Origin of the sequence: Bradyrhizobium sp. PMVTL-01, assembly GCF_051861855.1 — a bacterium.
Classification (GTDB): domain Bacteria; phylum Pseudomonadota; class Alphaproteobacteria; order Rhizobiales; family Xanthobacteraceae; genus Bradyrhizobium.
In genome coordinates this window covers 1,384,754-1,396,501 of sequence record NZ_CP193982.1, presented here as the reverse complement: position 1 = coordinate 1,396,501, position 11,748 = coordinate 1,384,754, and the positions used below count along the sequence as shown (strand labels likewise).

General features: G+C 62.6%; 9 protein-coding genes and 3 pseudogenes. 2 read left to right on the top strand and 10 right to left on the bottom strand.

Features of this window, described 5'->3' with window-relative positions:
• Nucleotides 1–238: 238 nt before the first annotated feature.
• The 5 genes and pseudogenes from ACRQ5Q_RS06565 to ACRQ5Q_RS06545 form a co-directional block, all read right to left on the bottom strand.
• Nucleotides 239–420 (bottom strand): annotated as a pseudogene (locus ACRQ5Q_RS06565) (GreA/GreB family elongation factor); the annotation flags it as partial.
• 52 nt (nucleotides 421–472) lie between these two features.
• Complete coding sequence (locus ACRQ5Q_RS06560) at nucleotides 473–1,651, bottom strand: acyl-CoA dehydrogenase family protein (RefSeq protein WP_439399698.1); 1,179 nt, start codon at nucleotides 1,649–1,651, stop codon at nucleotides 473–475.
• 490 nt (nucleotides 1,652–2,141) lie between these two features.
• Nucleotides 2,142–2,624, bottom strand: coding sequence for a transcription elongation factor GreA (greA, locus tag ACRQ5Q_RS06555; RefSeq protein ID WP_439370741.1), 483 nt, complete (start codon nucleotides 2,622–2,624; stop codon nucleotides 2,142–2,144).
• Nucleotides 2,625–2,684: 60 nt separating this feature from the next.
• A complete protein-coding gene (locus ACRQ5Q_RS06550; RefSeq protein WP_439396562.1) occupies nucleotides 2,685–3,170 on the bottom strand; it encodes a hypothetical protein in 486 nt (161 codons plus the stop codon).
• Between the two features lie 323 nt (nucleotides 3,171–3,493).
• Complete coding sequence (locus tag ACRQ5Q_RS06545; RefSeq protein WP_439396560.1) at nucleotides 3,494–3,826, bottom strand: hypothetical protein; 333 nt, start codon at nucleotides 3,824–3,826, stop codon at nucleotides 3,494–3,496.
• A 275-nt stretch (nucleotides 3,827–4,101) separates the two neighbouring features.
• On the opposite strand from ACRQ5Q_RS06545, the gene ACRQ5Q_RS06540 reads away from it, so the two are divergent.
• Complete coding sequence (locus ACRQ5Q_RS06540) at nucleotides 4,102–4,335, top strand: DUF3551 domain-containing protein (RefSeq protein WP_439396558.1); 234 nt, start codon at nucleotides 4,102–4,104, stop codon at nucleotides 4,333–4,335.
• Between the two features lie 339 nt (nucleotides 4,336–4,674).
• Nucleotides 4,675–6,213 carry a peroxidase family protein gene (locus tag ACRQ5Q_RS06535; protein WP_439396557.1) on the top strand — a complete coding sequence of 513 codons (1,539 nt, stop codon included), beginning with the start codon at nucleotides 4,675–4,677 and terminating at the stop codon, nucleotides 6,211–6,213.
• Between the two features lie 278 nt (nucleotides 6,214–6,491).
• Here ACRQ5Q_RS06535 and ACRQ5Q_RS06530 read toward each other — a convergent pair whose 3' ends face one another.
• The 5 genes and pseudogenes from ACRQ5Q_RS06530 to ACRQ5Q_RS06510 form a co-directional block, all read right to left on the bottom strand.
• Nucleotides 6,492–7,634, bottom strand: a complete 1,143-nt coding sequence (locus tag ACRQ5Q_RS06530) for an alpha/beta hydrolase (protein ID WP_439370749.1) — start codon at nucleotides 7,632–7,634, stop codon at nucleotides 6,492–6,494.
• 662 nt (nucleotides 7,635–8,296) lie between these two features.
• Nucleotides 8,297–8,815 (bottom strand): hypothetical protein, encoded by a 519-nt coding sequence (locus ACRQ5Q_RS06525; protein WP_439370752.1) that lies wholly within the window; start codon nucleotides 8,813–8,815, stop codon nucleotides 8,297–8,299.
• Between the two features lie 163 nt (nucleotides 8,816–8,978).
• Nucleotides 8,979–9,467: pseudogene (locus ACRQ5Q_RS06520) on the bottom strand (IS5/IS1182 family transposase); the annotation flags it as partial.
• 286 nt (nucleotides 9,468–9,753) lie between these two features.
• Nucleotides 9,754–10,797: an IS110 family transposase gene (locus tag ACRQ5Q_RS06515; protein ID WP_128944741.1), complete on the bottom strand. Its 1,044-nt coding sequence runs from the start codon at nucleotides 10,795–10,797 to the stop codon at nucleotides 9,754–9,756.
• A 23-nt stretch (nucleotides 10,798–10,820) separates the two neighbouring features.
• Nucleotides 10,821–11,726 (bottom strand): annotated as a pseudogene (locus tag ACRQ5Q_RS06510) (IS5 family transposase); the annotation flags it as partial.
• Nucleotides 11,727–11,748 lie beyond the last annotated feature (22 nt).

The window sequence follows — 11,748 nt, the reverse complement described above, 5'->3', positions numbered from 1 at the left end:
ACGATCGGTCAATTCGTGGGCAACGTCGGACCGAGGTCCAAGCGCCCGTCCAGCCCGTGGAGCGATTTCCGCCTTGATCGTTGAGGTTCGACACCCGGCGCCGACGGATTAAGGTGACCGTCCGACGACGCCCCGGGGCAGCGCGCATTCGAGCCGTGTACTCGCAGCAAGCACGGGAGGCGATTATGCGTGACCGTGGAGGACGCTTCCGCCCTTCCCGGATGCGCGGACGGCATGCCTACTCGATCGCCAGAATCTCGATCTCCTGCGCACCCGCCCCCCGACATCGCCCACGGTCTTTCCGATCAGCGAGCGCGCGACCGGCGAGACGAACGAGATCGAGCCGGCCTTCGGATCGGCTTTGTCCTCGCCGACGATGCGGTAGCTCCGCACGCGGAGGTCCGCCCGGCTGAACGTCATGCGCAAACACAACCTGGAGCGCGACGACGATTCATCCCGGTCTCATCGCGCTTTAGCGCGGCTTGAGCAGCTCGCGCGCGACGATCAGCTTCTGGACCTCGGTCGCCCCTTCGTAGATTCGAAGGGCGCGGACCTCGCGATACAGGCTTTCGACGATTTCGCCCTTGCGCACGCCGCGTCCGCCAAACATCTGCACCGCACGGTCGACGACCCGCTGGGCGGTCTCGGTGGCGGACAATTTTGCCATCGCAGCCTCACGCGTGGTGGGAAGCTTCTGGACGTCGCGGCGCCATGCGGCACGATAGGTCAACAGCGCCGCGGCGTCGGTTTCAGTCATCATGTCGCCGAGCGCGGCCTGGGTGAGCTGGAGATCCGACAGCGTCGCCCCGAACATGCGCCGTGTCTGGGCGTGCACTCGCGCCTCCTCCAGCGCACGTCTGGCAAAGCCGAGCGCGGCTGCAGCAACCGAAGCGCGGAAGATGTCGAGGGTCTGCATCGCGATCTTGAAGCCTGCACCGGGCGCCCCGAGCCGCCGGCTGCTCGGAATCCGACAATTGTCCAGGCGCAACGTCGCCAGCGGATGCGGCGCGATGATGTCGATGCGATCGGCAACGCTGAAGCCCGGGTCGTCCGGAAACAGGACGAACGCGGAAATGCCGCGCGCGCCGGGCGCCTCACCGGTCCGGGCAAACAGCGTGTAGACGTCCGCGATGCCGCCGTTGGAGATCCAGGTCTTCTCGCCGTTCAGAACATAACTATCGCCGTCTTGGCGTGCCGTGCAGGTCATCGCCGCAACATCGGAGCCGGCCTCCTGCTCCGAAAGCGCGAATGCCGCCAGCCATTCGCCCGAACGGACTTGCGGCAGCACGGAATGTCGCAGTTCCGCCGAGCCGGCAAGCGCAATCGCGCCGGATCCGAGCCCTTGCATGGCGAAGGCAAAATCGGCGAGGCCATCGGCATAGGCCAGCGTCTCACGCGACAGGCAGATCGAGCGGGAATCGATGCTCGCCACGTCGCCATCCGGCGCCGCGACCGCGCAATCGAGCAGCCCCTCCGCGCCAAGCGCGCGCACGAGCTTGCGGCAGGCGCCATCGACGTCGCGGTGATCGGCAGCCTGAAGTCCACCCTGCGCGACGAAGCGGTCCAGCGCGTCGCAAGTTGCGCGATGACGCGGTTCGAAGAACGGCCAGTCCAGCCAGTCGCGGGAGATTGTCTTTGCCGGTGAGCCCATCTGTCGCTCCGCAAGGTCGGTGTCGGTTCGGGCGGCCGGCATGTTCTCTCCAGAACCAGCGATCGCATCTGCCAACGCGGCTCGAACCGACTATTGTTTTAAGCATAAACTATTTCCTTCCCCGAAGGCGTTGTCAACGCGCCAAGACGCGGACGATGTTTCCAGTCCTTAGCCGGCGCTTCAGCGCCGGACTCGAATGCCCGGGACTTCGCGGTCCCGGGTCTGCGCCGTCTCACCGCCTGCTGCAGGACCCCTTCCTGATCTTGCGGGAAGACCGACTCCAGCAGCACGCAGACGAACATGAAGGCCGGAAACCACGGTGAACCGGTCGCACTCTGCACGACGGCGTTCAAGTCCAAGAGGCTCGTCCTGCACAGGACGAGGTACATCACATGGCAAGTCCTGCCAGCGCGTAGAACGGCGGTGCTCCCGACAGAAACCGCCTCATTCAACCGTCAGGCTTCGTTTCACGGACGCGGCGGGAGCGATCTTACGCAATCGATACGATCTCGATCTCCTGCGCGCCCGTCCCGACGACGTCCCCCACCGCCTTCCCCATCAGCGACCTCGCCACCGGCGAGACGAACGAGATCGAGCCGGCCTTCGGATCGGCTTCGTCCTCGCCGACGATGCGGTAGGTCTGCACGCGTCCGTCGGTGCGGCGGAAGGTCACCGTGCTGCCGAAGGCGACGATGTCGGTGGTGACAGGATCCGGCATCACATTCGCCGTGCGCAACCGTTCGGTCAGATAGCGGGCGTCGCGCAAGGGCACGGCCGACTGCCGACGCTTCTCGTTGACGTCGTCGATGGCTTGTGCGGCCTCATAGGCCTCCCGCGCTTGTTGAAGCTGCGCCTGCAGGGCCTTGAGCCCGGCTTCCGTCACGAGATTCGGATGCGGCGAGATCGGACGATCCGGCAACAGCGTCTCGGACGCGGTCTCGGCGCTTTCTTCCTTGGTAAAGGCAACGCTCAATTCAAGAATCCTGTCGCTGTCCTGATGGTGACGCCTGCGCGGCAACATCGAGGACCACGACTATATCTCAAGTGCGACGAAACGGCGGAGCTTGACGACGAGATCCGGCATCGCCCGGCGGAACCGCGTCGCGTTCTGGAAGCTGGTGGAGAACGGCGCGAACGTGATCATCGCGTTCCAGTGCCGGTAACCGTAGACCGTGACCGAGGCGCCGGTCGCGGGAAAATCCTCCATCTTGCGAAGTTCGCCGAGCACGAGATCGGCAATCGCTTCCGCGGGCAGCAACTGCCTGCCGTCCGGCGTCGTGGCGACCTTCACGGCCGGTTCGGCCGTCTTGGCTGCAGCCGGTGCGGCATCGGACGCGGCATCGGGCTTGGGCGATTCGGCCTCGGGGGTGGATGCCGGAACGGGCTCGAATCCATTCGTCGGGGCCGTCGGTGGAACCTCGGTGAGCGGTGGCGGAGCAACGATCTCTGCGCGCTTGTTGCCTCCGAGGATGCTGCTGATCATGGCCATGAGGCCAGCATCCTTCACGTCGTCGCTCATTACGCCCCCCGGTACTCCCTTCGGCCTCGGCCTACCTTAGCACCGCTCCGGCAGAGCGCCACAATGGATCTGCGGCCGGCCTCCGCCGAGCCGTCTTTCCCAGGGCAGCGGGGGCATTTCGCTTTTCGGCGGCGGTCTTGCGCGCTTCGTCCTTCGGGACGACCGCTTTGCGGTCTCCTCATGATGAGGCTAAGCAGCATCGGTACCGTTGAAATTGCCGCCGCGTCGACCGCCCTCATCCTGAGGGCCCGCTGGAAGCGGGCGTCTCGAAGGATGGGCCGCGGCAGCGGCGCGAATTCTGATCACGTCACCTCCGCAATCCGTTACTGCTTCTCGAACGGAATATATTGCTGGTACTGCTTCGGGACCGAGCTGCGGTAGCGCGCGGGCACGGTGCCGCTGTCGATCGAATGATCGATCTCCTGCTGCCGGGTCATCTTCTTCTTCGCTGGCTTCTTCGATGCGCTCTTCTTGGAGTCGGATGATTGGCTGGTGTCGGTAGTGGCGGCCGGCGCTGTCGCCGTGGCTGGTGCGGTGGCTGTCGCCGCAGGCGCAGCGGTCCCGTCGGCGGCGGGTGCGCTCTGCGCCAGCGCGAGCGATGATTGCGCAAGAAGCGCCAGCGCTGCTGCCGCAGCCAGCAAATATGACCTTTGCATCAGAACCTCCAAAACCTGGGCTGACCCGAATGAGGAAAAGCGTAGGCTTTCGGGAGTGGCGCGTGCAAGCCCGCTCACACAACTCCGCCGACGAGAGGCCAGATGAACTGTGGCCGAGATCACATTGCTCACCGCGGCTTGGCCCATCATAGGCGCATGTTGAACGCAGCGCCCGCTGCGGACACCAAAACGTGCACGGCAATGTGTCGGACAAGTCACGGAACACGCAGATTGAGCCGGTGTTCCTCCTCCCCCCGTTCTCGAAGGAGACTGAAATGCGTCGCACCATCCTCGCCCTCGCATCGTTCGCAGCGCTGATCGCCGTAGCTTCCCCGGCTGCCCAGGCGCAGCCTGCAAACGACCGATATTGCCTGCAGGGCCGCATCTGGGGCTATCCCGGCAACTGCCAGTTCGCGACCTATCAGCAATGCCAGGCCTCCGCCTCCGGTACGACGGCCTATTGCGGCGTCAATCCGCGCTACGCGTTCTGGCAGCAGCGTTACTACTGACATGATTGCGGCGTGCGCGCGACCACGCGCGCGCCGCCACAATTTTCACGCGAAGACGATCGGCCGCGCCGCCAGCGCGGCGAGTAGACATCGCCTCCCCCGGCTCGCGCGCACCGATGACGAGAATGTTATCTCGTCATCGCTCCGGGACAAATTTGCAAAGCGCAGCCGCGGCTTGCTCGCCCCCCTCCGCTTCGAAACAGCGTCGACATCGCGCACGATGTGAAGCTGCGGCTTGTGGCGCGCCAAAATCCCTGATCTAGCTTTGCCTGCATATTCTATTGCGAACAACTTTAGCTTTATTCGCTCCGTCGTGACTTTTTCAGGGAGGTATTTTCAATGAGCAGCCGCCACGCAATTGTTCCGCGCGGATTGAACGCAACCCGTTCGCCGCTTTCGCAAGGCCGCTTCGGCCGCATGTTTCGCAAGCTCAGTCCGGCAAAATTCGGCGCGAACGACGCCGACAATGTCGCCAACCTGTCGGCACTCGCCGACAAGATGGTCGGCACGTTCGACGCGCCCAAGGATGGGCCAGACGCCGAGGAGAGCGGCATCCCCGCGCTCTACACTTATTTCGGCCAGTTCGTCGATCACGACATCACCTTCGATCCGGTCAGCTCGCTGACCAAGCAGCAGGATCCCGACGGGCTCGTCGACTTCCGCACGCCGTCGTTCGATCTGGACAACGTCTATGGCCGCGGGCCGAACGACCAGCCCTACATGTATGACGGCAACAAGTTCCGCCTCGGCGAGAAGCTGAGCGGCACGGGCGTCGCCGACACCAACGACCTGCCACGCTTCAAGGGCCGCGCGCTGATCGGCGATCCCCGCAACGACGAGAACAGCATCGTCTCGCAGTTCCAGGCCCTGATGCTGCGCTTCCACAACCGCATGGTCGACGACAATGACAGCCTGTCGTTCGAGGACGTGCAGCAGCGCGCCCGCTTCCACTATCAATACGTCGTGCTGAACGATTTCCTGCCGCGCATCGTCCACGCCAGCGTGCTGGACGAGTTGAAGACCGCAGGGCGCTACGACCGCAGCAAGCTCGCCCACTATCACTGGAAGACCTATCCGTTCATGCCGGTCGAGTTCTCGGTCGCGGCCTACCGGCTCGGGCACTCCATGATCCGCCCCGGCTACCGGCTGAACGACGCGGACAACATGCTGCTGCAGATCTTCCCCGATCCGAACAATCCAGACAGGAACGCGCTGACCGGCTTCCGTGCCATGGGCCCGGGGCGCGCCATCGACTGGGGCCGCTTCATCGATCTCGACACGCGGCCCTACGGCGTCGAGGACGACGACACCAATCCCGACAACAAACGGCGACTGCAGTTCGCCTATCGCATCGACACATCGCTGGTCGATCCGCTGCGCAAGCTGCCGCCGGAGGTGGCGTCCAATCCGGCGTCGCTGGCGCTGCGCAATCTCGAGCGCGGCTGGCGGCTCGGCCTGCCCTCCGGCCAGGCCGTCGCCAGGGCGATGAACCTGACGCCGCTGACCGACGATCAGATCGTCATCGGCAAGGCCGTCGACGAGCCGGGCCCTGGCGATCCGCAGGTGCCGATCGCGACGATCGCGAACGGCGTGTTCGCCGGCAATTGCCCGCTGTGGACCTACATCCTGGCCGAGGCGCGGCAATTCCAGACCGCCGTGGCCATCCCTGCCACCGGCGCACCGGCAGGCGGAATCAACACGCCGCAGCTCGGCCCCGTCGGCGGCCGCATCGTGGCCGAGGTCTTCCTCGGCATGCTGTTCGGCGACAATTCCTCGGTGCTATCGCTCGACCCGCAATGGACGCCGGTGACTGGCTCTGCCTTCGCGCTGAAGGACCTCGTCGCCTACGCGCTCGGCCAGGGCGATCCGCTGCACTGAGCGCGCCACGGAAGATGATGAGGAGGCCGCTCGCGTCACGCGGGCGGCTTCTGTGTACTCACTAGTCGCGTCCCGTCTTCTCTTGAAAGGCGACATTGAAAATGAGATGCATCATGTCGGCCTTGGGGCCAACAGGCGACATCGCCCTGCGGTTCAAAGGGACCAAACGGGCCACGAACTAGCGCCGCTACTGAAACGGAATGATCGCCTTGAAGTGTCTGTCCAACACCCGTTGGACCAAACCATGCCCAACTTGCACGCTAACTTTGCGTAGGCCTTCACTGAGCAAGCGCCTGTCTTCCGCTGGCTACCGGTTGGAGCGTGGCGCTGTCTCCGTTCAAGACAAACGTACCAGCCGAGGTTCGGCTAGGCATGGTTTGCTGCATTCGCGAATAGAGCACGGCAACGCTGACGAACTGGTCATGTTTCATGCCGTCACGGGATTCGAGTTGAGAAATGTCGACAACCTGCACTTTGGCCTCTAGAGCCGCCTCCTGCACAACCGGGTTGTTGACATCCAAAGCTCCTATGCGAGGAACCCGGCTGCCGCTTATAAAACTAGACAGTTGGAGCGCACCATCATCCTTGGAGACCAGCACCAGCAACGGCGGCTTAAGCGGGCCGATAGCTTGTACCTGGGCGCGGAATGTCTGCGCGTTGATGTCGGGAGCCGCCAACACAACACGACCCAACCGCGCAATCACTTGATTCTTTCCTTCGGCACGAAGCTGCTGCAACGCGTCCGCGGTCAACTTGGCGCCCATGCTGTGGCCGACGACGAGAATGTCTCCGACCTCGGGACTACGGGTCAGCATCGTCAGGAACGTCATCAAATAATCACGCGAATAGCTCGCCGCGTCCTGGTCCGTTGCATAGGCAGCGACCTGGGCTTGCGACGGCCACGAGAATAGGATCGGTATCCCGTCAATTTTGGCATCGGCCTGCAACTGGGCCAGCCGGAACAGGGACTCTTGAAAGTTATTGTTGAACCCGTGCACGAAAACAAAAACTTTCTGCTTCTTGCGTCGGTCGGCTCTTTGCGGGGCGACGGCTTTTTGGAAATCGGCTTCGCTCATCACGGCCTGATCCACGACTGCAAAGCTGGTTTGCGGATCGGAAGGATTGGTCGGCATCTCGATTTCGCCGGGCTTGTGGTTGGGTGGGACCGATATGGCAAATTTTGCAAAGTTGAGTGCGTTCGCACGGTCCGCCGTGAACACGTTTTCTGACCGACTTTGCCGTTCGCGGGTGGTCGCCACGTAGACCTGCAAGGTCCTGACGCCAGGCGCGATCGCAACCGGGGTCAATACCTCCGGGCCAGGCCGGGTGGCGCAGCCGGGCAGGATCACGGCAAGGGTGGCAATGACAGCCCAGTGGATACTGCCGCGACGAAAAGGATGGCCATGACTTGTTACACGCACTGAATCCCCACCAAATCGACCCGACCCGACCCAACACTAATACCAATCGTCTTCGGATTCGTAAGAGAAACACAGATTCAGGAATGGACGCCTCTATTTCGCGCTCGCCTGAACATCGTGCAGTTCACGGGCGAACGTCCCGTCCCGAACCCAGACCCAGTAAATCGATGACGAGCGGGCTTATTTCACAGCCGGCGACGTCCGCAATGAGGCGAAGTTGCGGCCCGTCTGCGGCACTTCCGATCTGCACCCAGGCACGCACTCCCTTCAAAAGCTGAGCAATGTGACCGTCGTTGGCCATGCGGAATGGTCCCTCTCCAAACAGTTCGCCAGTCGGGCCGATCGGACGGCACCTCCGATCAGGTTCTACAAAAGGCCTAGAGCGCCATTTCAAGGGTGCGCCATGCGTTTTGCGGCGCCGACTCCGGTCAGAACGGTTTACCATGGCATATCCGCGTGACGTCGTTACCAGGCCGGTGAAAGACCGCTTCGGGTCTTGGCCGTGTAAAAACGGCCTTACAGGCCGTCAGTCTTAAAGCCAAAACTGGGCCGACCTCAGGCCACGATCGCGGCGATCAGCGGCCTGATCCATAAGCAGTCGATGTTGGCGGAGCCAGACGACTTCCGCTTCGTCCCGAATCTGACATTGATGAGCAAGCACCCTAATGCGCGGCCCCGAGGCCGTTCTCCGCAAGGCGCGTCGCGAACCAGAGCGACAGCGGGTCGTCGACGGCGCCGCTGACATAGACTTCCGACATCGTCACATGCTGCTTGTCCAGCACCAGCAGCACGCCGATCCAGTAGGGAAACCAGACATGCACGTCGGTCAGCGCCCGCAGCTTGTGCTGGTCGTGCTCCAGCGGCGTGTGATTGCTTGCCTTGCGGATCTCGACCGTGAGCAGGTTGTTGGGAATCTCGCGCTGATGCACGGCGACGTCGGGGTAGATCGACTTGCCCAGATGATCGTCAGTCGAGATGATGGTGCCGTGCGGCAGATGCAGCGTGCGCTCGCCGAGCCGGTCGTAATTGCAGTCCACGGCCCAGCCGGAAAACTGCCGCTCCAGATAGACGGCGAAACGATGCGTGATCGCGCGCTCGCCGATGTCCTTCTCGAACAAAAATCCTTCGTGGGCGTAGAAGTCCCGGAGCGCCGCGATCACCTTGTTCAGCTCGGCCTGCATCGTGCCTCCGGGCCCATCTCGAACCTCGTGCATCCCGTCCGGTCTCTCGCTCCCTCGCCCCGTTCTTACGGGGAGAGGGTGGGGTGAGAGGCCGTCTCGGCAAATTCGGTTGCAATGATAGGTCGAACGCGCGCCGCGTGCGAGTCGGATAGATCGTCGTCCGTTAAGAAGGCGAATTGAGCGGGGCGGGACGGCCGAACGTGCGCCATAGCTGGAGCAGGATGAGGCACAAGAGTTCTCTGAGCCAGGCGAGGATGCGGCGGAAGTTGTGGCCCACGGCTGAGAGGATGACGTTAGCCGCATCGCCGGCGCGGCCTTTGAGGTGGCAGCGGCCGAGGTGACCATCGGCCTTCAGGTGTCCGATGATGGGTTCGATGGCGGAGCGGCGGCGCAGCTCGCGCTTGATGACACCGAAGACGCCGCGCTTCTGGCCGGAGATGAAGATCCGTCGGGGATTTTGTGCGTCGTGGCCGCGGTATCCCTTGTCGACATAGGCCCGCTCGATCGCGCAGCCGGTGAGTGTCTCGGTGCGGTCGATGACGTCCCGCAAGGTGTGACCGTCGTACGGGTTATCGGGTAGCGCCCTGGCGTGCAGCACGAACAGGCCCCCGGGAGAACGGCGGTTGTTGGTGACGATGGAGGCTTTGACGCCGATCTATGGACCACGCCCGCGTTGCAAGAGGAATCGACAAAGGGATGAAGCGGTTTGCGCCAATCTATCCGGCTTCAATTTGGGGCTGTTGCCCCGAGCCATCATGGATATCCGCTCACTTCTGTCCTCAATAACTCGCCGGCCTCAAGAAGGGCCATGGAGTCGAACCAGGCTTCAGAAGTGTCGGTGGAGCCGTTTCTCCATTCGTCCTTTCCGTCTCGCAAACCTCGGCGGGTTATTGTGCCTTCTGATCCCGACCTTGGATTTTCCTTTCCGCCCCTGTTTCTTATGCGGTGCGGCCCAGGAGGTTGGCGTCGTAGTCACGGCCCTTTGCGAGCATGCTCCAGGCCATGCGCGCAAGTTTTGCGGCCAGGGCAACAACCAAGACATTGGAGTGGAGCCGCTTCGACGCTGCCTCTAACCAGGCTGCGAAGCCATGCCGAGGCCAACTCTGACGCTGCAGAAGTACGGCTCTGGCACCTTGAATAAACAGCGTTCGCAGGTACCGATTACCGCGCCTCGATATGCGCCCGAGAATGGTTCGATCGCCGGTCGAGATTTGCTTTGGTACCAGACCAAGCCATGCTGCAAAGTCTCGGCCTTTATGGAAGGCATCACCGGTTCCGATGGCGGCGACCATCGCGCTTGAGATGATCGGCCCGACGCCGGGCGCACTCATTAGGCGGCGACAGTGTGGATCTTGATCAGCGAGTTCGTCGATTTCTTTCGTCATTGACGCGACCCGTCGGTCGAGATAGCGCCAGTCCTCGGCCAAGTCCTGAATGAGCTGGATCACGCGAGGCGATAAGTTGTCGTTTGGCGCTGAGAGAATCTGAGGAAGTGCCAGTCGGAGTGCTGCCGCTCCCTGCCGCACTGGTAGCCCTCGCTCAAGCAAAAAGCCCCGGATTTGATTGATGACCGCCGTTCTCTGCGTCACCAATCGACTGCGAACTCTGTGTAGTGCCTGTAAATCAAGTTGTTCGGCTGACTTCACTGGAACGAACCGCATTGTCGGCCGCTGAGCGGCCTCGGCGATCGCTTCAGCATCCCGAAAGTCATTCTTGTGACCCTTGAGGTATGGTTTGACGTACTGCGCCGGCAAGAGCCGTACTTGATGGCCTAATTTCTCGAGCCTGCGCCCCAGATGATGTGCGCCTGCACACGCCTCCATTCCGATCAGACAACGCGGAATATTGCCCAGCGACTGGTCAAGCTGATTTCTCGACCGCTTCTTGCGTAGCGTAATTGCGCCTGTGGCATCGAGACCGACGACGTGGAATGTGTTCTTCCCGAGATCGATGCCGATTGTGACAAGGTTCGTATTCGACATGGCTTGCGCTCCTGCTGCTGCCCCCCGCCGGGCTGCACGTTGCCGCTGAGAGCGGGCGTGGTCCATGCCATTAACTCGTAAGGCGCGGCTGCTTTGCCCTTGCCGATGCACTCCACCTCCGGGGCGTGGAAGGAATAAAGCTTGAAGCCGCGCTGGCGCTGCTGCTGCGAGCGGATCTGCGAGGCCCGGCTGAGCGGGAGGGCGAACGTGTTCTCAAGCACAGCCTGACCTTCGATCTTGCGGCGGATATCGCGGATGATCCGGCCCAGTCGGCTGCGCAGGATGCGCAACTGCCGCTGATGCCGCTTGAATTGCTTGGCATGGCCGTAGCGTCCCGCCATCATTGTCGCGGTTTTGGCAATGCGCAGATAGGACTGCCGCAGCTTGACCCCGTGCTTCCTCGCCAGACGGTTGAGCCCCTTGATCGCCGCGTGCAAGAGCTTGGCATCGGTCGGGAAGGTGATCGCCTTCGGCTGCACGGTGGTATCGACTGTGACCCGCTTGATGTCCTGGCTGCGTAACGCGCCGGCCTCGTGTGCCACCCGCAAGCTCTCGGCCAGCAACAGCTCCAGCTTGTCGCCGAGCCGCTTGCGCCAGTGGCTCAGGTCCGAGCGCTCGTGCGGGAATGCGTGCTGGAAGAACTCTTCGCCGGTGAAGTACTGGAAATATGGGTCGTGGACCCAGCGCTCGCACACCCCCTCATCGGACAGCCCGTAAATGTGCTTGAGCAGCAACAGCCCGATCATGAAGCGGCTCGCGATCCCGGGCCGACCATTCTCGCTATAGAGCGGCGCGATCTCGCCGTCGATCCAGTCCCAATCGACCTTGCCGGCGAGCTGAACCAGCTCGTGCTTCATATTGATGATTTGGTCCAGCCTGGCCCGGAACAGATCGCCCGATCCCGTCGTCCTGTGCTTCTTCGGTCGCATCGCCACCTCCGATGTGATGACG

Bases quoted from the DNA above. Each gene is read 5' to 3' on its own strand.
- ACRQ5Q_RS06560 (WP_439399698.1), bottom strand. From the start codon at position 1,651: ATGGGCTCACCGGCAAAGACAATCTCCCGCGACTGGCTGGACTGGCCG.
- ACRQ5Q_RS06550 (WP_439396562.1), bottom strand. From the start codon at position 3,170: ATGAGCGACGACGTGAAGGATGCTGGCCTCATGGCCATGATCAGCAGC.
- ACRQ5Q_RS06545 (WP_439396560.1), bottom strand. From the start codon at position 3,826: ATGCAAAGGTCATATTTGCTGGCTGCGGCAGCAGCGCTGGCGCTTCTT.
- ACRQ5Q_RS06540 (WP_439396558.1), top strand. From the start codon at position 4,102: ATGCGTCGCACCATCCTCGCCCTCGCATCGTTCGCAGCGCTGATCGCC.
- ACRQ5Q_RS06535 (WP_439396557.1), top strand. From the start codon at position 4,675: ATGAGCAGCCGCCACGCAATTGTTCCGCGCGGATTGAACGCAACCCGT.
- ACRQ5Q_RS06525 (WP_439370752.1), bottom strand. From the start codon at position 8,815: ATGCAGGCCGAGCTGAACAAGGTGATCGCGGCGCTCCGGGACTTCTAC.
- ACRQ5Q_RS06515 (WP_128944741.1), bottom strand. From the start codon at position 10,797: ATGTCGAATACGAACCTTGTCACAATCGGCATCGATCTCGGGAAGAAC.